Below are 21,349 nucleotides of genomic sequence, written 5' to 3' on the forward strand. Positions count from 1 at the left end.
GGGTTGGGGGTCTAGGGGTCAGGGGTCAGGGGTCAGGGGTCAGGGGTCAGGGGTCAGGGGTCAGGGAATATTATATTCCGGACCACGATCATCGCTCCATGTTTTTTCTGTTCTCATTGCTCGTTGCTCATTATCTCGGCACTGACTCCACCGCCCACTGTCCTCAGTCCTCAGTCCTCAGTCCTCTGTCTGTCTTCCGTCTTCCGTCTTCTGTCCTCTGACACCGGAAGACCCGCGGCAGCCCGGCATAGTCCCGGACCACGTCCAGGTCTTCGAACCCGGGCAGGGACTGAAAACAGTTGCGTACCATCTCTTCCTGGTCCGCGCCGATCTCCATGAAGAACCATCCTCCCGGCCGGAGCAGCCCCGCCAGTTCCCCGGCGATCCGCTCAATGCAGTCCATCCCTTTTGTACCGCCGTTCAGGGCCAGGAGGGGTTCATGACCCACCACCTCGCGTTGCAGGCCGCCGGGCTGATCCGCCATCCCGGGATCAAGGAGCCGGCTCTCCACATAGGGCGGGTTGGCAACTATTAACTCAAACCGAGGCCGCGCGGCCAGGCCGCTTCCCCAGGAGGAGGCAAGCAAACGAACTCGATCAGCAACCCGGTGTTGTTGCGCATTATGGGCGGCAATTGCCAGGGCGGCCGGCGACCGATCCACTCCATAGACCATGGCCCGGGGAAATTCCCGGGCCAGAACCACTGCCAGGATGCCGCTGCCAGTGCCCAGATCCAGAATCGGGCCACTGAATTCCGGCTGCTCCCGATACTCGGCCAGCACCTGTTCCACCAGCAGTTCGGTTTCCGGTCTGGGGATCAGCACCGCCGGGCTGACCGTAAAGGCCAGGGACCAGAACTCCCACTCCCCGAGGATATAGGCCAGGGGCTCGCGGCCGAGCCGCCGGGCCAGAAACTGCTCGATAACGGCCCGGGCCGCCGGCGCCACCGCGGAATCCGCGGCCAGGAGAAGCCGGGTCCGGCTCATCCCCAGCACATGGCCCATCAACAACGCGGCCTCAAGGTCCGGATCCGGGATCATCGCCCGGCGTAACCGTCCGATCAGGTCATGATGGAGTTCACCAACTCTCACGGGGATTCTCCGGGCAGATACCGGGCCGGTTACGAAAAAGGTTTACTGGACGGTCTTCAGGGCCTCGGCCTGGCTGTGGACAATCAAGGGATTGATCACCTGGTCCAGGCGGCCGAGCAGGATATCGTCCAGCTTGTAGAGGGTCAGATTGATCCGATGGTCGGTGACCCTGCTCTGCGGATAATTGTAAGTCCTGATCCGCTCACTCCGGTCACCGGTTCCGACCTGGCTCTTGCGATCCTCCGAGATCTTATCGTGCCGCTCCTGCTCCATCCGGTCAAGCAACCGGGCCCGCAGGACCTTGAGGGCCCTGGCCTTGTTCTTGTGCTGGGATTTCTCGTCCTGGCAGGAGACCACCAGGCCGCTGGGCAGGTGGGTGATCCTGATCGCCGACTCGGTCTTGTTGACGTGCTGGCCGCCGGCGCCGCTGGCCCGGAAGGTATCGATCCGCAGGTCACCGGGGTCGATGTTCAGGTCCACCTCCGCGACCTCCGGGATAACCGCCACGGTCACCGCCGAGGTGTGGACCCGGCCCTGGGTTTCGGTCTCCGGCACCCGCTGAACACGGTGTACTCCCCGCTCATATTTCAACTTGCTGTAGACCTTGTCGCCGCTGATCAAGGCGATGATTTCCTTAAAGCCGCCGATGCCCAGGGGACTGCTGCTCATTACCTCCACCCGCCATCCCTGGAGATCGGCGAATCGTGAATACATCCGGAAGAGATCGCCGACAAACAGGGCCGCCTCGTCGCCGCCGGTGCCGGCCCTGATCTCAAGAAAGATGTTCTTGTCATCATTGGGATCCCGGGGCAGCAGAAACTGCTTGATCGCCTGCTCCAGTTCAGCCGCCTGATCGCTCAGATCGACGATTTCGCTCCGGGCCATCTCCAGGAGTTCCCCGTCGTCCTCTTCGCGCAGAATGGTCAGGCTTTCGTCAAGCTGGGTCCGGACCCGCTCATACCGTGAATAGAGATCGTGGAGCTTGCTGATATGGGAGTGCTCACGGGCAATCCTCCGGTATTCGGCCTGATTGGCCATCAACTCCGGCTGGGAAAGTTTCCCTTCCAGGGCTGCCAGCTTGTCACCAAGATCAGCAAATTTTTCAAACATAGAAGTCTCGCGGAAAAAAAACAACAGGAAGTATCGTAACCGTTCACCAGGGGCTACAGATTTACGGAACCCACCGGCCATAAAAACGGAAAAGGCCCTCCCCGGCGGGGGAGGGCTGACCGTGTTACACCAAAATGAAAAGCATTAATACTACTTTTTCATGTGCTTGGCATATTTCTTCATGAACTTCTCAACCCGCCCGGTGGAGTCCAAAAGCTTCTGCTTGCCGGTAAAAAAGGGATGGCAGTTGGAGCAGATCTCAACCTTCATCTCAGTAAGGACCGAGCCCAGTTCCACCTGGTTCCCACAGGCACAGCGGGCGCTGATTTTATGATATTCAGGATGGATATCGCTTCTCATCTCTCACTTCCTCCAAAAAATATATCTCCGGCACAAAAAAGCACCTGTTTTCATCAGGATCGATTCACACTTCACTTCACCGGGGCCGGAACCCTATCCGGAGCCGATCAAGCAGGGTATATTACACCCAAAACCAAAAAATCTCAAACGGGAATATGGGAACAACCTATATTTTTGCGGTATCATCAATCCCGAACCTGCGGAACGGCTCAAATTACCGCGGAAAGCGCGGAAGACGCAGGGCGGATTTCTAAAATAATACGACTTTCTCTGCGGCCTCTGCGTACTCAGCGGTAAAAAACTTAAGCCGTCACAACTCCATCGTAACCGTTCACCGGGGGTACGGATTTACGGTAATCTCATGCCCGTAAGCATTCACCAGTGGCTTAGATTCGTTCATTTGGGACTGCGAAGCATACTGGTGCTATTCGAGCAGGCCAAAATGGGCGAAGATGAGGTGCTGGTGAACGCTTACACTCCATCAACTGTTCATTGAGTCCAGAAACTCGGCATTGGTCTTGGTCCGTCTCATCTTATCGATCAGGAACTCCATGGAATCAGCCGGGTTCAACGAGGAAAGGAGCTTGCGCAGGATCCATACCCGGTTCAGCTCGGCCGGCTCCATCAACAGATCTTCCTTGCGGGTGCCGGACCGGTTGATATTGATGGCCGGGAAGATCCGCCGGTCCGCCATCTTGCGGTCAAGGACCAACTCCATGTTACCGGTCCCCTTGAACTCCTCGAAGATGACCTCGTCCATCCGGCTTCCGGTTTCAACCAGGGCGGTGGCAATGATGGTCAGGCTGCCGCCCTCCTCAATATTCCGGGCCGCCCCGAAAAACCGCTTGGGCCGATGCAGGGCCGTGGCCTCCACCCCGCCGGAGAGGATCCGGCCGCTGGCCGGGGTAACGGTGTTATAGGCCCGGGCCAGGCGGGTAATGCTGTCCAGCAGGATCACCACGTCGCGCTGGTGTTCGACCAGCCGTTTCGCCTTCTCGATGACCATCTCCGCCACCTGGATATGCCGTTGCGGCGGCTCGTCAAAGGTGGAACTGACCACTTCCCCGATGACGCTGCGGGACATGTCGGTAACCTCCTCGGGCCGCTCGTCGATCAGCAGGACGATCAGATGGATGTCCTTATGGTTCTGGGCAATGGACTTGGCAATCTTCTGCATCAACACCGTCTTGCCGGTGCGGGGCGGGGCCACGATCAGGCCGCGCTGGCCCTTGCCGATCGGCGCCATCAGGTTGATAATCCGGGTGGAGAAATCCTTGGGTTCACACTCCATGTTCAATCGTTCGTTGGGGTGCAGGGGGGTGAGATTGGTAAAAAGGGTCTTGTCCTTGGCAACCTCCGGCTTGTCGAAGTTGATCCGGTCCACCTTAAGCAGGGCAAAATAGCGCTCGCCCTCCTTGGGCGAGCGAACCACCCCTTCGATCGTATCGCCGGTGCGCAGACTCAACCGCCTGATCTGGGACGGGGAAACATAGATATCATCGGGACCGGGCAGATAGTTGGAATCCGGGGCCCGGAGGAAACCAAAACCGTCCGGCAGGATCTCCAGCACCCCGCTGGCCCGGACCATCCCGTTCTTGTCCGATTTGGCCACCTTGGTCTGGGCCTTGAGGATGGCGAAGATCAATTCCTGTTTACGCAGGGAACTGATCCCTTCGATCTTGTACTGCTTGGCCATCCTGGTCAACTCGATTATCTTCTTTTCTTTCAACTCTGCTAAATCCATTCAGTACATCTCCTCGTCAAGTAACTCTTCACCACGCCGGACACCCGCGCCCGGAGGCCGCATTTCCCCATTGGAAACGGCCAGCGGACAACGTCGCCACGGTACGCCGACATCACCGATGGGGCCGAACCGGGGTTAAAAACAGCCGCCGGCCGGCCGGATATTTTTTCCTAATTTACGACCCGGTAACAAAAAAAGAACGTAAGCGTTCACCAGCACCCCATCTTCGCACGATCAGGCCGGCTCACATAGGCATACTATGGATTCGCCGGCCTGCTTGCACGAATCCGTGGCACTGGTAAACGCTTACAGGCCGGTGGGTTCCGTAAATTTGTAGCCCCCCGGTGAACGGTTACAAAAAAACGGTCCTGAGACAAGCTGGTTGTCTGCTCCTCCACGAACCGGATGCACGCGACCACGGGGGTCACAGGTCTCATGCTTGGTTCATGCCCCGGGATCAGTTACAACCTGGTAACCCTATAATTCCTTCGTGGAAGCAAATATCACCCTTATGCGGAAATCGGATACAGAAATGAATAGATCAAGTGGATTAAAACATGCAGGATTCAAGGAGGTTATTTCTGAATCAAGAAACGTTTACACTTTTCTGTATGATTCGTGCAGGCCCGGTTGGGAACTAGGCGGGAAATTTATGGTAAATTTTTGATGAATACTATGCAGCACATCAGGCCCTGTCAAGTGTTTTTTCCTGTATTTCACTTGCAGCCACTACATTTAGCAAATGCAGCAGTTGGAGATAGGTATCGCTGATGCATCCGCTGTTGTCGATCACATGGTCCGCCAGCCTGGCCTTGACAGCCAACGGCAACTGGGCGGCCACCGCCGCTTCAGCCTCCCCGGCCGTTACCCGGTCACGGCCGGCCACCCGGGCCCGGCAGGTCGCATCGTCGGCATAGACAACGATCACTTCCCTGAAATCCTTGTCCCAGCCGGCCTCGTAGAGAAGCGGCGCCTCGACCACCAGGATCTGCCCGCTTTCCCGGCCAACGGCTGTTCGCTTCCAGGCGGTTATCCGAACAGCCACCTCTTCCCGGGCCAGGGGATGGAGCAGGCGATCAATCCGGTGGCGCAACTCACTGTCCCTGAAAATGGCCTGCCGCAGCAGTTTCCGGTCCAGGTGACGGTCCGGCCGGAAGAAATCATGATCAAAGGTTCGGGCCAGGGCCCGCCAGCCCGGCCGGTCCGGCTCCAGGATATCCCGGCAGACCTGATCAACATCAAGGACCAGCCAGCCGGCAACCCTTGCCAGAAAGGCCGCCACCATGCTTTTACCCGAGCCCATGCCGCCGGTCAATCCAAAAACCCTTGGCGCTCCCCTGTCCTCCATGCCCCTGGTCATCATCGGCTGCCACCCTTATCGGCGGAATCTAACCGCTTTCCCGCAACCGGGCAAGCAGGGTGGCCATATCCGGCCAGATCGGGGCCTGGAAATGAAGGGACTCGCCGGTCAGCGGATGATCAAAAGAGAGTATCGAGGCATGCAGACATTGCCGCCCTATCTCCAGGTCCTGATAATAGGATCTGGGCCTGCCGTATACCAGGTCCCCGGCAACCGGACAGCCCATGGCCGCCATATGCACCCGTATCTGGTGGGTTCGCCCGGTCTCAAGGGTGATCTCCAGGAAGGTCGGCCCAGGGGCAAACCTGTCCAACACCTTCCAGCGGGTCGCGGCCCGACGCCCGGTTTCAGGCCGTACCGCCATCTTCTTCCTATGAACCGGATGGCGACCAATGGGCAGATCGACACGCCCCTGTTGCCCGTCAGGCCGGCCGTCCACCAGGGCATGGTAGACCTTGTTCACCCGCCGCTCTTTAAACAACCGCACCAGCCCCTGGTGGGTCCGGTCGTCTTTGGCAACCACCATCACCCCGGAGGTATCCTTGTCCAACCGGTGAACGATCCCGGGCCGCTGCACCCCGCTTATCCCCGAAAGGGTGCGGCAATGGAAGAGCAGCCCATGCACCAGGGTGCCGCCATGATGTCCGGCGGCCGGGTGTACCACCACCCTGGGCGGCTTGGAAAGAACCAGCAGGTGATCATCCTCGAAAAGCAGCTCAAAGGCCACCGGTTCCGGCTCGAGCCGGACCGGCACCGGCAGGGGGATAACAATATCGATCTCATCACCGGGACGCACCCGGTAGGACGCCTTGGTCTTGAGCCGGGCGTTGAGCGAAACCCGGCCGCTTCTGATCAACTCGGCGATCATGGTGCGCGACGCGGCCGGCAACCGCACGGCAAGATATTGATCCAGCCGCTGGCCGGCCGCGCTTGTGGTTACCGGAAAACAATGCCGGCCCGGGACGATTTCGCCGGTCACCCGGGCCGGAGAAGCGATATGATCAACCTGGTTCTTCAAAAGACAGCTGCGGGGAAGGGATATATTTGCTAGGCCACGCACTCCTTTCAGCTGAAGATCTTCTCGATCTGCCGTTCCACCTGGTTCTCTTCGGTCTGCTTGGCAATGGAGAGTTCCTTGATCAGGAGATTCTTGGCCGTATCCATCATCTTCCGCTCGCCATAGGAGAGATCCTTGTCCTCCTGGAGCAGATAAAGATCCCGCAGCACCTCGGCAACCTCGAATACCGAACCGGTCTTGATCTTCTCCATATATTCCCGGTAACGGCGATTCCAGGTCTTGGCTCCGATCTCAACATCCTTTTCCTGGAGGATCAGATAGACCCTGTCCACGTCGGTGGAAGAAACAATGCTGCGCAACCCGACATTCTTGCTGGTGGCCGTTGGAATCATGATCACCATGTTATTGTTAAGGATCTTCATCACATAGAAGGCCTGCTCGCAATCGCCGACCCGGCGCTGTTCTATGGATTGAATAACTCCCACGCCATGGGCGGGATACACCGCCATATCCCCTACATCAAACACACACTACCTCCTTCCCTGCTGGAAAACGTCAAGAGCGGTCCTGGTCCGTTTCGCAGGGCAAAACAGACCAGGACCGCAGAGAAAATGATACTGGCCGCTCCAATATTTTCTTTGTCGCGTCAAGGACTATAACATGAATCGTGCAAATTTAAAAGCAGGCAGTTCCGGGCTTTTCCTTCAATGCCTGCAACAGGGGAATTATCTTTTGGTGCCGGACGGCTTGCCGGGCCCGGGATCAGGGCTCAACGGAGACTGTTCAGAAAGTTCATTGCCGCGGCCACATCCTGTTCAAGGAATATCCGCAGCCCCTCTTCAAGGGTGACAAACCGTTCCTCCACCGTTTTCAGCTCTGCCGAAGAAAAACCGGAAAGCACATAACGCTCGGCCGGAATCGGCTGGTCGGGTCGTCCGATTCCCACCTTGATCCGCGGAAAGGACTCCGTGCCCAGCCCTTGGATCAGGGAACGGATACCGTTGTGTCCGCCGGCCCCGCCCCGGGCAACCATCTTGATCCGGGCCAGGTCCAGGTCAAGATCGTCGTGGACCACCAGAATCCGTTCGGCCGGGATCTTGAAAAAACGGCTGATGGCGGCCACGGCGTCGCCGCTGCGGTTCATAAAGGTCATCGGTTTGACCAGTTGCACTGTCTTGCCCCACAGGCAGCCCTTGACGATCTCGGCCTGCCATTTGGATGAAGAAAAAGCAAAACCATGGCAACGGGCCAGATAATCCAGGGCCAGGAAACCGAGATTATGGCGGGTGGTCGCATATTGTGTGCCGGGATTTCCCAGTCCTACCAGCAGATGCATTTATGTGTTCCAGGGGTCAGGGGTCAGGGGTACAGGGGTACAGGGGTACAGGGGTACAGGGGTGCAGCAAAAAAAAGGGCCGGAAAAAGGCCAAGCCCCTTTCCGGCCACGCTCCTTCCTCGAAACCGATACGCTTCTAGGCGGCTGCTTCCTCTGCCGCGCCTTCCTCCGCCGCTGGCGCGCCCTCTTCCTCGACTTCCTCTTCCTCTGTTGTCTCTTCAACAACCTGCTTGAGATGGGTGACCATCACACAGGCCGCCTCCGCATCTTCAAGCAAGGTCACGGAATCGGGAACACTCAGGGTCTGACAGGTTATCGCATCGCCGATATTCAGGGCCGAGACATCAGTGTCAACCGTATCAGGAATATCCAGGGGCAATCCCTTTACATGGACAAAGGGCTTGACCACATTCATGAAACCACCCAGGTCAACGCCTTTTGCAACACCGACACAGTTCAGCGGCACCGAGTAAACCCGTTCCTTGTCCAGGGAGATCTCGAAAAAATCCACATGGATCAAGGCCTCGGTTACCGGGTCCTTTTGAATCTCCCGCACCATCACATGATGGCTGGAGGTGACCCCGTCGGCCTCAACCGCAAGGGAGACCACGGCGTTGCGGCCATGGACCTGCATCAATATCTTGCGAAGCAGAGCCGACTCCAGGGACAGGGCCACCGGCTCGGCCTTCACCCCATAGAGAATGGCCGGGGTCTTGCCCTCTCTGCGCAGGGAACGGGCCGCGCCCTTGCCGGAACCCTGCCGCACCGTGGCGGTCATATCCAATCGTAACATACTTGTGCCTCCTTATATCAAGCCAGCAGCCGCACGACCTTGCGCCTGCGTCCGGCTGGCTGTTGTCTGTTTTTATTCTTCTCGTGGCCGCCACCGTGACGGACACTCTCGCCTGTTTATACCGCAAGGGCATAAGTTTCGTTTGAGTCCACCCAAGCGGACTCAACTTAAGAGCTTTATACAAAAAGGGAACTCACCGAATCTTCCGAATGGATCCGGCCGATGGCCTCGCCCAGCAGCTCGGAAACCGAGAGCACCTTGATTTTTTCGCACTGCCTGGCAGCGTCATTCAACGGAATGGAGTTGCTCACCACCAGGGAAGAAATCCTCGAGTTCCTAATCCGCTCCACTGCCGGGCCCGACAGGACCGGGTGGGTACAACAGGCGTGCACGTCCACCGCGCCCGCCGTATAGAGAATATCAGCCGCCCCGCAGAGGGTACCGGCGGTATCGACCATATCATCGAGCAGGATGGCGGTCTTGCCGGCCACATCGCCGATAACCCGCATCGCCTTTGACTGGTTGGGTTTGTCCCGCCGTTTGTCAATGATCGCCAGTTCGGCGTTGAGCCGCTTGGCAAAGGCCCGGGTCCGCTCCACCCCGCCGGCATCCGGGGAAACCATCACCACATTGTTAAATTTGCCGGCGATATATTTCAACAGCACCGGGGCGGCGTAGAGATGATCCACCGGTATATTGAAAAAACCCTGGATCTGGCCGGCATGCAGGTCCATTGCCAGTACCCGCCGCACCCCGACCACGGTGAGCATCTCAGCCACCACCTTGGCGGTAATCGGCACCCGGGGCGCCACCTTGCGGTCCTGGCGGGCATAGCCGTAATAGGGCAGAACCGCGGTAATCCGCCGGGCCGAGGCCCGCCGCAGGGCGTCCACCATGATCACCAGCTCCATCAGGTGGTCATTCACCGGGGTACAGGTGGGTTGGATCACAAAAACATCGGTACCCCGGACATTCTCGCCGATTTCAATAAAAATCTCGCCGTCGCTGAAGCGCCGCACCTCGGCCTTGGAAAGGGGAATCCGCAGATGCCGGCAGATCGCCTCTGCCATCGGCCGGTTGGCGTTCCCGGAAAAAACCTTCATTATATTCGGCATATCAAAACCAGTCCAGTGATAGTTGGTAAACGCTTACGGGCATGAGGTTACCGTAATTCCATACCCCCGGATAGTTGCAAGGCTGAAAAATGGCAGGGGCGGGAGGATTCGAACCTCCGAATGCAAGGACCAAAACCTTGTGTCTTACCTCTTGACGACGCCCCTGCGCAGATATCTCCACGTGATAACGGGATTACCAGCCCTGATGATCGTTCATGCCCGTGATCAGTTACAATATCCCTGGTTATGCGGCCACACCGGTCAGAATAACCTGACCGCCATATTTACCGGCAAGCCCGCGACAACAGGCCCGGGCCCGGGACAATGCCTGTTCCGGTTCGCCGCAGAAAAGCCCGAATACCGTCGGGCCGCTGCCCGACATCAGGACGCCCTCCGCACCGGCCTGGAGAACTTGCTGTTTTATTTGCGCAATAACCGGAAACCGCCTGATGGTGACCCCTTCAAGGTCATTGGACAATTCAATCGGCAAATTAGCCGGTTTGGAGACATTCCGGGACGTGGTCTCGCAATTTCGCGCTAAGATATATGGATTGTCCCTGGTTGTCAACGCTAAATTCTCATAGACCCACCGGGTGGATACCGGGAATCCGGGACTGACCAGGACCACTGAACAGCGGTCCAAGGAGGACGCCTCAACAAGCCGGTCACCGATGCCGGTTGCCCGGGCCGCAACATAACCGGCCACGAAAAAGGGGACATCCGCGCCCAGGCTCCGGCCCAGGCCGTGCAGGGTTTCATGGTCCAACCCGGCGGCAAACAAGGTGTTGAGCCCGGTGAGGACCGCGGCGGCATCACTGCTGCCGCCGCCCAGGCCGGCGGCCACCGGAATCCTCTTGTGCAGGACAATGTCAATCCCGGAACTCAAACCGGCCGCATCCAGAAAGGCCCGGGCCGCCCGGAAAACGAGATTATCCCCGTTCTCAGGCAGATCGGTGCCCGGACAGCGTAACCGGATACCCCGGTCAATGACCCGCAGCCGGAGTCGATCGGCAAGCTCCAGCTTCTGCATCAGGGTATCGATCTCATGATACCCGTCCGGCCGCCGGCCCTTTACCGTCAAGACAAGATTAATCTTGGCCGGGGCATGAACCGTAATTTCCGTCATGGCTGCCTGCGACAATCGGATCTCTCTCCGGCCCATAAGAACCGCCCTGGACCGACCGGCCTACTTTCCGGCCTTGACGAACCGCATCTTCACTTCAAAGAGCACCATGCGCAGCAGTTCCTTTTCCTCGTCGGTCAGGTTGCCCCTGGTCTTTTCCTCAAGCATGGCCAGGGTGTCGATGCTGTGCTTGGCCAGCACCATGTCCCGGTTCTTCTCGCCGGTGACCGGGTCGCTGATTTCCCCCAGGTGATAGAGTACCGAGGTGTTCAACGACATGATCAGGGCCGCAAAGGTCACCTCGGGCATGACGCATTTGCCGTCTCTTTTCACCTGCCCCTCGGGACAGGGTTTGCAGCCATCCCCTTTGTTGTCCATCATCTCCCTCCTTGACGGTCGGCGGCATCATTTAATCCCGAACCTGCAAGCCGGATCAACCGGCCGGCAGATCCAGGACCATGGCGTCATCGATACTGGGCAGCCGCCGGACCTTGTCCACCAGTTCCCTGGTGATCAGGCTGTCGGTGTTCAGCAGGATCACATTCCGGCCATGCCCTTCCTCCCGGCCCACGGTCATCCGGGCGATATTGACATCAGCCTCGCCCAGGGTCACCCCGAGCTGGCCGATCACCCCGGGCACGTCCCGGTTATAGACAAAGAGCATCGCCCCTTCCGGCTGGGCCTCCAGCCGGAATGAGTTGAAACGGACCAGGCGCGGCTCCTTTTTGCCGAACACGGTGCCGGCCAGCATGTTCTCGCCCCCGGTGGTCTTGACCCGGATCTTGAGCAGGCCGGTGAAATCATCGGAATGGCCGGTCTTGGACTCCACCACCCGGATCCCCCTCTCCCTGGCGATCAACGGGGCATTGACATAGTTGACCGCATCCTGGAGAATCGGGGTGAACAGCCCTTTCAAAAAGGCAATGGTCACCGGGGTGATATTCATCTCGGCCAGTTCACCGATATACTCCAGGGTAACCTCTTCGACCCCGCCCTTGGCAATCTGCATATGAAAGGAACCGAGCATCTCGGCAAGCTTCACATAGGGCCCGACCTGGGCCAGGACCTCGCCGGAGACCGACGGCATGTTCACCGCATTGGTCACCTGGCCGCTGTTCAGGTAATCGGCCATCTGCTGGGCAATGGCCACGGCCACGTTCTCCTGGGCCTCGGTGGTCGACGCCCCCAGGTGCGGGGTGGCGATAAAGTTGTCCAGCCCGAGCAGGGGGCAGTTCTCCCTGGTGGTCGGCTCCACCGCAAAGACATCCAGGGCCGCGCCGGCAATCTCACCGTTGACCAGGGCATCATACAGGGCCTCTTCATCAACCACCCCGCCCCGGGCGCAGTCAATGAACATGGCGTCATTTTTCATCAACTTGAACTCGTTGGCCGAGATCAGCTTCCTGGTTTCCTTGGTCATCGGCACATGCACCGAGAAGAAATCCGCCTTCTGGCAAAGCTCTTCCAGGCTCATCAGCTCGACACCCAGCTTGTCGACCATTTCCTTGGGCATGTGCGGATCATAGGCGATCACCTTCATCTTGAGGCCCCTGGCCCGCTCGGCAAAAATGCTGCCGATCCTGCCGATGCCGATCACCCCCACGGTCTTGCCGGTCAGTTCCCGGCCCATGAACAGTTTCTTTTCCCATTTGCCGGCCTTCATCGAGGCGGTGGCCTGGGGAATGTTCCGGGCCAGGGAGACCATCATTGCAACCGCATGCTCGGCCGCAGTGGTGGAGTTGCCGTCCGGCGCGTTCATCACCACGATCCCGCTCTTGCTGGCCGCGGGAATGTCAACATTGTCAAGGCCGATACCGGCCCGGCCGATCACCTTGAGGTTGGTGGCCGCATCGATAATCCCGGCAGTCACCTTGGTGGCGCTGCGGATCACCAGGCCGTCATAGCCAGGGATGATCCTGGCAAGCTCTTCTGGGGCCAGACCGGTATTGATATCCACCTCCAGCCCGGCGTCCCTGAGTATCCGCGCCCCCACCGGAGCCAGATTGTCACTGATAAGTACCTTCATTGTCTCTCCTTTATCCTTTCCGCGGCAAAAACGTATATAAATGATAAGCTATTAAAGCAGCCCGTTGGACCGAGCCCGCCGGCCGGGGCGCGACTCGCCTCCCGAGAACGGAAACAGGGCCGGCAAGATCACCTGAAAACAAGCAAAATTAAATGTCTTCGGACAACAAGTCAAGAAAAAGGTCACTGCGCCGCGCCCCTTGCCCATTGCCCGTGCCCCCCGGAAGAATCCGCGCCATCTCTTCGCGCGCAACGACTTTCATATAAAACCCATCATTACATATTGAATGTGATTGGGAAAGAAGATATAACACGGGTCCTGTTACCAGGAGGCACAATTCCACGCAAACAAGTTGCCGGGACATGCCCCGGACTCCATATATGATATCAAGGAGAGATCCATGGACGAGATACGCTTACGATTTCCCCCCAGCCCCACCGGCTACCTCCACATCGGCGGGGCCCGGACCGCGATCTACAACTGGCTCTTTGCCAGAAAACATGGCGGCAAGTTCATCCTCCGCATCGAGGACACCGATGCCCGGCGGTCCACCCAGGAATCCATTGAGGGGATACTGGACGGTCTGAAATGGCTTGGGCTCGACTGGGACGAAGGCCCCTATTTTCAGTCGGAATACGCGGCGGAACATATTGCCACGGCCCGGAAGTTGATCAACAGCGGGCATGCCTACAGATGTTTCTGCACCAGGGAGGAACTGGACGCCAAGCGCGAGGCGGCCATTGCCGCCAAGATCACCTACATCTATGACCGGACCTGCTGCGCCTTGACCCCGGAAGAGATTGCGGCCAGGGAAGCGGCCGGGGTTCCCTTTACGGTCCGTTTCAAGATCCCGGACCGGCAGGGGATGTTCAGTTTCACGGACCGGGTATACGGGCTCATCCAGCGGCCCTACGCGGATCTTGAGGATTTCGTTATCGTCCGTTCCAACGGTCAGCCGCTCTATCTGCTTTCCAACGTGGTCGATGATATCCGCGACCGGATCAGCCATATCATCCGCGGCCAGGACGGGCTGGTCAACACCCCCAAACAGATCCTGATCTACCAGGCCCTGGGGGCCGAGGTCCCGGTCTTTGCCCACATGTCGCTCACCCTGGACCCGAAAAAGGCCAAGATCTCCAAGCGGTCCCACGGCGAGGTGGTCACGGTCCAGTTCTACAAGGAACACGGGTTCCTGCCCTGGGCCCTGACCAATTTTCTGGTCCTGCTGGGCTGGGCTCCGGGTGATGACCGGGAGATCTTTTCCCGGGAAGAGTTGATTGAGGCATTTTCCCTGGAAGGGTTGAGCCGGGCCAATGCGGTGTTCAATTACCACAAGGACGACCCCAAGTTCTTCACCGATCCCAAGGCGCTGAACATCAACGCCCACTATCTGCGCACCATGGAGGTGACGGAACTTGCCCCCCTGGTCAAGGAAGAGCTGATTGCCGAGGGGCTCTGGGACAATGGTTATGACACTGAAAAACGCACCTGGTTCCTGGAAACCCTGGCCCTGATCCGCGACCGTTTCCATACCCTCAAGGACTTTGCCGCCAGGGGCCGGGCCTATTTCAGCGATGACTACCCGGTAATGGCCAAGGCGACGCGGAAGAACATTGACAAGCACGAAAAAATCGCCGAATGGCTGGGCCTGCTGGCGGACCGGCTGGCCGGGCTGGCCGACTTTGACCGGGAAACCATTGAACAGGCCACCAGGGAGCTGGCTGCTGAGTTGCAACTAAAGCCCGGGATCCTGATCAACGGCGCCAGGACCGTGGTCACCGGGCAGGTGGCAGGTCCGGGACTCTTTGATATCCTGGTCGCCATCGGCCGGGACCGGGTGGTGGACCGGCTCAGGCGCTGCACTGAGATCGCCGGGCGGGCGGAAGGATAAAGTCTTACAGTTTCCTGGAGATCGCCAGACAAAATACAACCCCCTTGTTGTCCGGACCGGAATGGGCCCATACCCTGCCCTGGTGCAGTCCGGCGACCTCCTTGACAATGGCCAGCCCCAGTCCGGCCCCCTCCACCTCCTTTGGACACCCCTTCCTGATAAACATCCCGAATATCTGCTCCATGTCCTGCTGGTCGATCCCCTGCCCGTTATCCCGGACCGTGAGGAGGTGGAACCGGTCGTTGAGGTCATAGCCCAGTTCGATCTCGGAAAGGGCCGGACCGCCATACTTGAGCGCATTATCCACCAGGTTGCGCAGGGCCCGGAGTATTGCGAGCCGGTCACCCCTGATCCGGGCCGCTGTTTCCGTCTCAAGCCAGTTGAGGCGCCGCGCCGTCACCTGGGGGGCAAACTCCTCCCGGACGACCCGGAACAATTCGCTTATTGCCAGGGAGTCAATGGTCGGCCGCGCCTCCTTGGTGCGGATAAAGGTGTTGACCTTGTCAACCAGGGCGATTATCTGCTCACCGCCCTTGAGAATATGCTCGCAGTAGCGGCGGCCGTTCTCATCCAGGACCTCCCGGTATTTATCACCCAGGCGCCTGGTCAGTCCGAGGAGCGTGACTGCCGGGGTCTTCAGGTCATGGGTTATGGAATAGGCGAACCACTTGATCTGCTCCGCGCTCTTTTCCAATTCCTCCCTGGCCCGTTGCCGTTCAGTGATGTCCAGCCCCAGGGACAGGGCGCCCATTACCTCCCCGTCCCGGTCATACTGGATGGAGTTGTTCCATTCGCAGAGGAGCAGTTTGCCCTGCTTGGTCAGGTTCCTGCGGGTACCGCGGCCGGGCAGTTCCCGGGCAAGCAGCGAGTCAATGACATCCTCGACCCGGCCCCGCTCCTCCTCAGGGACCAGGAGTTCAAAAAAATTCTTGCCCAGCACCTCTTCCCGGCGCCAACCGAACATCTCCTCGGCCCGCCGGTTCCAGTCGGTGATCCGGCATTGCCGGTCCCAGAGAACAAAGGCCAGCGGTGCTATTTCATAAAGGTCGCGATACTGTTCCTCGTTCCGCTTCAGGTCCCGGAACAGGAGGTCATAGGGCCGCATCAGCCCGATTTCGATGATCGCCTTGTAGATCAGAAAACCCGAGCCGATCTTAAGCAGGTGGCCGGCCAGGTTGGCCGCGCTATACCCTTCGCTGGTGTCGCTGAAGGTCAATTCGGCGCCGATGGAGAGAAAAAGAGACCAGAGAAGCAGATGCAGGAGCCGTGGTTCGAAATCCTTGCGCCGGTACAGCAGAACCACTGCCGCCGCTACGAAGATAAGGCAGATGATAATCTGGTTGGCCCACTTGAACCGGACCAGTTCCGCCCCGGTCGGGAACCAGCCGGGAAAGAACTGCCCCTGGAGCAGACAGATGAACAACAGGCCGACGATAAGGGTATAGATCGCAAAGACCGGGGTGAGCCACAGCCGTCGGCGGAGAAAGAGGGGGGCAACCAGCAGGGAGACGCTTTCCAGGTAACAGGCGAAAAGACGAAGCTGGTAGGCCAGATCACCATTGTCATCGCCATGCGGAAGCACTCCCATCCCCTTGTATGACAGGGTGTGCAGGGCGTCGGTCACCCCGACGAACAGGTAGGCAATGCCCAGGAACAGCAGAAAATGATTCCACTGCATCCGCCTGGAACTCCAGGCCATCATGAAGATCCCGCCGGCAATGACAACGCTGAAGATCTCGGCCAGGTAATGGAAGAGCGGATAGTTGGTCCGGGCAACCAAATAGAGCCCGATAGCCAACAGGGGCCAGATCAACAGGTGCTTGGTATTTCCTGGCATGTAAACACCTCGACAACTCGTTGATATCACACCAGGATAATCAACATCGTTGCCGCCTTGTATCCGCACCGTTGTCGAACGTTCACGGATTCAGGAACATTATAGTTCGTGTCCGTCCAGAAATGAGCAATTTCGTTCAAGATCAAGGATCGCGAAAAAAATAACCGGAGTCATATAAATGATATTACGAGGATTATTTTTTGAGCATGACGCCGAGATTGGGCGAAAGGGCCATTTCTGGACGGGCACTGGTTCAACGGTGGTTATTTCCCCCCGGTCAGGAAGGCCTGGGCCTCGTCCACGTCATAACGGCTGCCGATGATCAACGGCACCCGTTGGTGCAGGGATTGCGGTTCGATGTTGAGAATATCCACGCCCTCATCGCTAATGGCGCGGCCGCCGGCCTGCTCAACGATAAAGGCAAGGGGGGCGGCCTCGTAAAGGAGCCTCAGTTTGCCGCTGGACTTGGCCGGGGTCTTGCTGTCGCGCGGGTAGAGAAAGATGCCGCCGGTAATCAGGTTGCGGTGGAAATCAGCCACCAGGGAGCCTATGTAGCGGGCGCTGTAGGGCCGTCCGGCAACCGGGTCCTCGCTCTTCAGGTGTTCGACATATCGGCGCATATTATCGGACCAGTAGCTGGAGTTGCCCTCGTTGACGCTGAAATACTTGCTCTTTTTCGGGATCCTGATGTCGGGATGGGAGAGATAGAACTCGCCGACGCTGGGGTCAAGGGTAAAGCCGTGCACCCCGGAACCAGTGGTAAAGACCAGCATGGTGCTGGAGCCGTAGATGATGTAACCGCCCGCCACCTGGGCATTGCCCCTTTGCAGCAGGTCACTCTCCCCGCCCTGGCTGCCGACAAAAGAGGGGCGGGGGCTGAAGCCGGAGTCAGTGCTCCGCCGGGAGAATCCGGCCCCGGCATTACGGCGGCGGTGGATGGAAAAAATCGTGCCGATGGAGACGTTGACATCGATGTTGGACGAGCCGTCCAGGGGATCAAAGGCCAGGGTATACTTGCCCTCGTAGCCGTCAACCACCGGGATGATGTCATCCTCCTCCTCGGAGGTCATCACGCAGATATAGCCGCACCGGGCCATCCGCCGCTTGATCGTGTTGTTGGCGAACTCGTCGAGCTTCTGCACCTCCTCGCCCTGGATATTGGTCTTCCCGGACATGCCGAGGATATCGGCCAGTCCGGCCATGTTCACCTCGGCGGAGATGGTCTTGGCGGCCACGATCAACTCGTTCAGCAGCCCGGTCAGTTCACCGGTGGCCTCCGGATACATGCGCTGCAGGTCCATGATAAGGCGGCTGACGGTTATTCCCAGCGGTCTGTGCATAATAATTCCCCCTCTTCCCATAGATATCCCAAGACCATTGACAGCGGAGCTTTTTTTGAATAACAGAGTATCTCCTTCCAGGTAATATTTAGGGGATCAACACGCTATTGTCAAATGAATTGAGCGTAAACGATACCGGCCGGCCAAGTGGCGGCCGGGCAGGTTGCCCGGGGAAATTTTCATTGTAGATTGTGGCTGCGGCCTGAAATATGGCCCAGCCGCAACGAAACAATGAAAGACGTCACTCCGGCATGGCAAGGCCGGCGCCTGGTGACGACTTTCATATAAACATATGGCATATTGGTTCGTAAGACCTGCAATTCCGTTTTGGAAATACATGAGCGTTTACCAGGCAGGGGGCAACCCGGAGTCCGGCGGGGCTTATACCCTGTGAGTGATTACGATCAAACAATCCCACTGCCGACAGAGGGTATAATACCCGTGACAAAAATGAAATTTTCACCCCGGCCATACCAGAAAAAGGCCATTGATTCCGTGATCTCCCGCTACCATAACGGGTCGACCAGAATGCTGCTTCATCTTCCCACCGGGGCCGGCAAAACAGTAATTGCCACCTTGCTGGTCGAAAAACTACTGACTTTCCCGGGCATGGGAAAAATTTTATTTATTGCCCATCGTGAAGAAATCCTGGACCAGACTTACGGGAAACTGAAAAATCATCTGCCCGGTCTCAATATTCAAATTGAGCAGGGGACCCGTTCCACTGCCAGGGACGCCCAGATAACCATTGCTTCCGTTCAATCATTAATCAGGCGGAAAAAACGGTTTGACCCCAGAGAATTTTCCGTAATTATCTGTGACGAATGTCATCGTGCCCTGGCCCCCAGTTGGACGGATGTGATAACCTATTTTTATGAAAACAAAAGGCCGGACACCCTGTTGCTGGGAATGACGGCAACGCCCAGAAGGTCGGATGGCCGGTCCGCTCTTACTGTTTTTAATGAAATCGCCTATGAGATCAGCCGGGTGGAGCTGCAAAATCTCGGCTATCTTGTGCCAATGAGCTACTACACGGTTCGGACCGAGCTTAACCTTGACCAGGTGAAGATGTCCGGTGGTGATTTCCAGGTGGGTTCACTGACAAAGATCATGAACACCCGGGAAAAAAGGGCCTTGGCATTAACTGCCTGGCAGGAAAAAGGAAGAGGGAAAAAAACAATCGCTTTTTGCGCCGGGGTGGCCCACGCCCGCCAATTGGCGGCAGACTTTGTGAGCAATGGAATCAAGGCCGGGGTCATTGATGCAAAAACAACAAAACGAAGGGAAATCTTAAATAAATTCAGAAAAAATGAGTTGGAAATATTGACAAACTACGGGGTATTGACCGAGGGATTCGATGATCCGGGAATCGAATGCATTTTATTGGTGAGACCGACCACCTCGCCCCTGGTTTACACCCAATGCATTGGCAGGGGATTAAGACCGAATAAAGGGAAAAATACGTGTACGGTAATCGACATGATTGACAGAAGCGCCCACCAGTTGCAGTATGGTGTGGCTGATATGTGTGGACTGCCGGAAAAATGGAGGTCAAGCGGCAGCGACCCATACCGCGAGTCAGAGGCAATATCCAGAATAAAAATATCTGCGGTGGACGCTTTTCTCAAAATAAAACAGGCCCGCTCCCTTGAGGAAGTACAGGAAATTCTCATGAGTATTCCCCCGGAATCCGTAACCGCGGGGCTTGATGGGGAACCAGTGCTTTATTATGAACCATGCGCGGAAAAACTTTCAGCTGCAAAGGCAAAGGAAGAAGCGCGAAAAATCCTGCAACAGGCCCACGCCCCCATAAAAAAGATTGCCTGGGCCGACAATACCCTGAAAATTTCCCTGGCCTCGCCCGAGATAAACAATGAAAAATATTCTTATGTAAAGTGGCACCTGCAAAGGGTCACCGGCCGGCCGGTTACATACCGGGAAGGGAGGAAGAAGGGCAATCCAAGGGCGTTTTTAAACTCAATGCTGAACGAAAACCAGAAAATAAAACATTTTGCTTTCAACGAAGAAGATAACAGCGTCATCGCCTGGATAAACAATTTATCTCATGATGAGCTATCTTATCTGTCTGAAAAATTTAAAGAAAAAACCGGGATGGATCTTAAGGTGCGAGGCCAGACAACTCTTTTTTAAAGGCAACCGGGCAATCCGCCAGGGACGGTAAAGAAGTAAAGGTGGTGGGAGAGCGGTTACCGCAGGCCGGGGGAAACAACACCCTGAACCCCTGACGCAGGCAAACAAAAAAACATGGAATATCAGCTCAAGCCGTCACCGGTTCAGGGAACATGAAACGGAGGAAGCATGACCCGGAAAGTGTATGCGAAACCGCCCAAGGCAATATTTGTGGCGCAACTGGTCTTAATCACGCTGTTCATGATGGTTGGCGTAGTATTTCTCATTGCCGCGGACAGCGAGGTAAGGATGTTGGTGGCAATATTCGTTGTCATCTGGGAGACCGCCTGTATTGCCATCCTCGTTAATGCCGTAAGGGCATTGAAGCTGATGCGGAACGGTAAGATCGAGGTTGCCGAGATAAGCGATCCGGCCGTGGCACAGGGGGCCGGCTTTGCCGCGAAACTGCGCGAGCTTGACGCGCTTAAAAAAGAGGGACTTGTCTCCGACGATGAATATCAAAAAAAACGGACGGAAATAATGCAGGAAAAGTGGTAAGCCTGATCATCCGGTAAATTCGATAAAATGTCAGGAAAAGCAATGAAGGGAAAAGCACTCATCTACGGGCTGCTGATTATCGCCCTGGCAGGACTTTCTTCCTGCATGTTACATTCCAGTTACAAGAGCGCCCTTAAAGAGGCCAAGAACAGAAACGCGGCACCGGAGGAGACCGGTTCCGCCCCGCTGATTGATTTGACCGGCCCGCCCCCGGATTGGACCGAGGAGGTTCTGCTGGGACTTTTTGCCAACCGCAATGACCTTGCCGTCAGGGTCAGCAACGGCGGCTGTACCGAAAAGGAGGGTTTCCGGGTAAATAACCCTGCAGGTCCCCGCGACCTGCAAAGGCGGTGCGGTTCAACCCGGGTTTCAGTGTCGGCCCTGCCGCGAGACGTAAGGTTTCGGTAAACCCCGTACGTTTGAGGTTGGACCGGGAAAGGGGTTTTCTTATAGCGAACGGTGTAGCGGACCCTGAGCCGCGGCCGTGACGGCAAAAGCGGAATTTGAAACAACTTCGG

Annotated in this window: 19 protein-coding genes and 1 tRNA gene; 4 read left to right on the forward strand and 16 right to left on the reverse strand. The window is 57.4% G+C overall.

From position 1 onward, the window contains the following. Positions 1–163 precede the first annotated feature (163 nt). From prmC to serA, 14 genes are all read right to left on the reverse strand, one after another. Positions 164–1,090, reverse strand: coding sequence for a peptide chain release factor N(5)-glutamine methyltransferase (prmC, locus tag L3J03_08755; protein ID MCF6291064.1), 927 nt, complete (start codon positions 1,088–1,090; stop codon positions 164–166). A 42-nt stretch (positions 1,091–1,132) separates the two neighbouring features. Next, on the reverse strand, positions 1,133–2,200 hold the full coding sequence (prfA, locus tag L3J03_08760; GenBank protein ID MCF6291065.1) for a peptide chain release factor 1: 1,068 nt from the start codon (positions 2,198–2,200) through the stop codon (positions 1,133–1,135). A 150-nt stretch (positions 2,201–2,350) separates the two neighbouring features. Further along, positions 2,351–2,560: a 50S ribosomal protein L31 gene (gene rpmE, locus L3J03_08765; GenBank protein MCF6291066.1), complete on the reverse strand. Its 210-nt coding sequence runs from the start codon at positions 2,558–2,560 to the stop codon at positions 2,351–2,353. A 481-nt stretch (positions 2,561–3,041) separates the two neighbouring features. Further along, the gene (rho, locus tag L3J03_08770) at positions 3,042–4,304 is read right to left on the reverse strand and encodes a transcription termination factor Rho (protein MCF6291067.1); all 1,263 of its coding nucleotides are present in this window, start codon (positions 4,302–4,304) and stop codon (positions 3,042–3,044) included. 685 nt (positions 4,305–4,989) lie between these two features. Beyond that, positions 4,990–5,667, reverse strand: coding sequence for a dephospho-CoA kinase (gene coaE, locus L3J03_08775; GenBank protein ID MCF6291068.1), 678 nt, complete (start codon positions 5,665–5,667; stop codon positions 4,990–4,992). Between the two features lie 25 nt (positions 5,668–5,692). After that, positions 5,693–6,682: an RluA family pseudouridine synthase gene (locus L3J03_08780; protein MCF6291069.1), complete on the reverse strand. Its 990-nt coding sequence runs from the start codon at positions 6,680–6,682 to the stop codon at positions 5,693–5,695. Between the two features lie 47 nt (positions 6,683–6,729). After that, the gene (locus tag L3J03_08785) at positions 6,730–7,191 is read right to left on the reverse strand and encodes a CarD family transcriptional regulator (protein ID MCF6291070.1); all 462 of its coding nucleotides are present in this window, start codon (positions 7,189–7,191) and stop codon (positions 6,730–6,732) included. A 260-nt stretch (positions 7,192–7,451) separates the two neighbouring features. Beyond that, a complete protein-coding gene (pth, locus tag L3J03_08790; protein ID MCF6291071.1) occupies positions 7,452–8,018 on the reverse strand; it encodes an aminoacyl-tRNA hydrolase in 567 nt (188 codons plus the stop codon). A gap of 136 nt (positions 8,019–8,154) precedes the next feature. Next, entirely contained in the window at positions 8,155–8,811 is a 657-nt protein-coding gene (locus L3J03_08795; GenBank protein ID MCF6291072.1) for a 50S ribosomal protein L25, read from the reverse strand. A 176-nt stretch (positions 8,812–8,987) separates the two neighbouring features. Next, positions 8,988–9,926, reverse strand: a complete 939-nt coding sequence (locus tag L3J03_08800; protein ID MCF6291073.1) for a ribose-phosphate pyrophosphokinase — start codon at positions 9,924–9,926, stop codon at positions 8,988–8,990. Positions 9,927–10,016: 90 nt separating this feature from the next. Further along, positions 10,017–10,091: transfer RNA gene (locus L3J03_08805), tRNA-Gln, on the reverse strand. A 79-nt stretch (positions 10,092–10,170) separates the two neighbouring features. Continuing rightward, positions 10,171–11,052 carry a 4-(cytidine 5'-diphospho)-2-C-methyl-D-erythritol kinase gene (gene ispE / locus L3J03_08810; protein MCF6291074.1) on the reverse strand — a complete coding sequence of 294 codons (882 nt, stop codon included), beginning with the start codon at positions 11,050–11,052 and terminating at the stop codon, positions 10,171–10,173. Between the two features lie 60 nt (positions 11,053–11,112). Beyond that, positions 11,113–11,430, reverse strand: a complete 318-nt coding sequence (locus tag L3J03_08815; GenBank protein ID MCF6291075.1) for a DUF1844 domain-containing protein — start codon at positions 11,428–11,430, stop codon at positions 11,113–11,115. 52 nt (positions 11,431–11,482) lie between these two features. Then, positions 11,483–13,075 (reverse strand): phosphoglycerate dehydrogenase, encoded by a 1,593-nt coding sequence (gene serA / locus L3J03_08820; protein ID MCF6291076.1) that lies wholly within the window; start codon positions 13,073–13,075, stop codon positions 11,483–11,485. 400 nt (positions 13,076–13,475) lie between these two features. On the opposite strand from serA, the gene gltX reads away from it, so the two are divergent. Next, entirely contained in the window at positions 13,476–14,966 is a 1,491-nt protein-coding gene (gltX, locus tag L3J03_08825) for a glutamate--tRNA ligase (protein ID MCF6291077.1), read from the forward strand. A 4-nt stretch (positions 14,967–14,970) separates the two neighbouring features. Here gltX and L3J03_08830 read toward each other — a convergent pair whose 3' ends face one another. Together L3J03_08830 and fbp are read right to left on the reverse strand one after the other, a co-directional pair. Next, entirely contained in the window at positions 14,971–16,803 is a 1,833-nt protein-coding gene (locus tag L3J03_08830) for a PAS domain S-box protein (GenBank protein MCF6291078.1), read from the reverse strand. Between the two features lie 263 nt (positions 16,804–17,066). Next, positions 17,067–18,143 carry a class 1 fructose-bisphosphatase gene (gene fbp / locus L3J03_08835; protein ID MCF6291079.1) on the reverse strand — a complete coding sequence of 359 codons (1,077 nt, stop codon included), beginning with the start codon at positions 18,141–18,143 and terminating at the stop codon, positions 17,067–17,069. A gap of 450 nt (positions 18,144–18,593) precedes the next feature. Between fbp and L3J03_08840 the strand changes: the two genes are divergently transcribed. The 3 genes from L3J03_08840 to L3J03_08850 all read left to right on the forward strand — a co-directional run bounded on the left by L3J03_08840 (position 18,594) and on the right by L3J03_08850 (position 21,239). Beyond that, a complete protein-coding gene (locus tag L3J03_08840) occupies positions 18,594–20,294 on the forward strand; it encodes a DEAD/DEAH box helicase (GenBank protein ID MCF6291080.1) in 1,701 nt (566 codons plus the stop codon). A gap of 168 nt (positions 20,295–20,462) precedes the next feature. Beyond that, entirely contained in the window at positions 20,463–20,831 is a 369-nt protein-coding gene (locus L3J03_08845) for a hypothetical protein (protein MCF6291081.1), read from the forward strand. A gap of 42 nt (positions 20,832–20,873) precedes the next feature. Further along, positions 20,874–21,239: a hypothetical protein gene (locus tag L3J03_08850; GenBank protein MCF6291082.1), complete on the forward strand. Its 366-nt coding sequence runs from the start codon at positions 20,874–20,876 to the stop codon at positions 21,237–21,239. Positions 21,240–21,349 lie beyond the last annotated feature (110 nt).

The organism is Desulfobacterales bacterium (genome assembly GCA_021647905.1).
In the GTDB taxonomy this organism is placed as follows: domain Bacteria; phylum Desulfobacterota; class Desulfobulbia; order Desulfobulbales; family BM004; genus JAKITW01.

Coding starts and splice junctions, on each gene's coding strand:
- prfA (MCF6291065.1), bottom strand. CDS start 2,200: ATGTTTGAAAAATTTGCTGATCTTGGTGACAAGCTGGCAGCCCTGGAA.
- rpmE (MCF6291066.1), bottom strand. CDS start 2,560: ATGAGAAGCGATATCCATCCTGAATATCATAAAATCAGCGCCCGCTGT.
- rho (MCF6291067.1), bottom strand. CDS start 4,304: ATGGATTTAGCAGAGTTGAAAGAAAAGAAGATAATCGAGTTGACCAGG.
- coaE (MCF6291068.1), bottom strand. CDS start 5,667: ATGATGACCAGGGGCATGGAGGACAGGGGAGCGCCAAGGGTTTTTGGA.
- L3J03_08785 (MCF6291070.1), bottom strand. CDS start 7,191: ATGGCGGTGTATCCCGCCCATGGCGTGGGAGTTATTCAATCCATAGAA.
- pth (MCF6291071.1), bottom strand. CDS start 8,018: ATGCATCTGCTGGTAGGACTGGGAAATCCCGGCACACAATATGCGACC.
- L3J03_08795 (MCF6291072.1), bottom strand. CDS start 8,811: ATGTTACGATTGGATATGACCGCCACGGTGCGGCAGGGTTCCGGCAAG.
- L3J03_08800 (MCF6291073.1), bottom strand. CDS start 9,926: ATGCCGAATATAATGAAGGTTTTTTCCGGGAACGCCAACCGGCCGATG.
- ispE (MCF6291074.1), bottom strand. CDS start 11,052: ATGACGGAAATTACGGTTCATGCCCCGGCCAAGATTAATCTTGTCTTG.
- L3J03_08815 (MCF6291075.1), bottom strand. CDS start 11,430: ATGATGGACAACAAAGGGGATGGCTGCAAACCCTGTCCCGAGGGGCAG.
- serA (MCF6291076.1), bottom strand. CDS start 13,075: ATGAAGGTACTTATCAGTGACAATCTGGCTCCGGTGGGGGCGCGGATA.
- gltX (MCF6291077.1), top strand. CDS start 13,476: ATGGACGAGATACGCTTACGATTTCCCCCCAGCCCCACCGGCTACCTC.
- L3J03_08830 (MCF6291078.1), bottom strand. CDS start 16,803: ATGCCAGGAAATACCAAGCACCTGTTGATCTGGCCCCTGTTGGCTATC.
- fbp (MCF6291079.1), bottom strand. CDS start 18,143: ATGCACAGACCGCTGGGAATAACCGTCAGCCGCCTTATCATGGACCTG.
- L3J03_08840 (MCF6291080.1), top strand. CDS start 18,594: ATGAAATTTTCACCCCGGCCATACCAGAAAAAGGCCATTGATTCCGTG.
- L3J03_08845 (MCF6291081.1), top strand. CDS start 20,463: ATGACCCGGAAAGTGTATGCGAAACCGCCCAAGGCAATATTTGTGGCG.
- L3J03_08850 (MCF6291082.1), top strand. CDS start 20,874: ATGAAGGGAAAAGCACTCATCTACGGGCTGCTGATTATCGCCCTGGCA.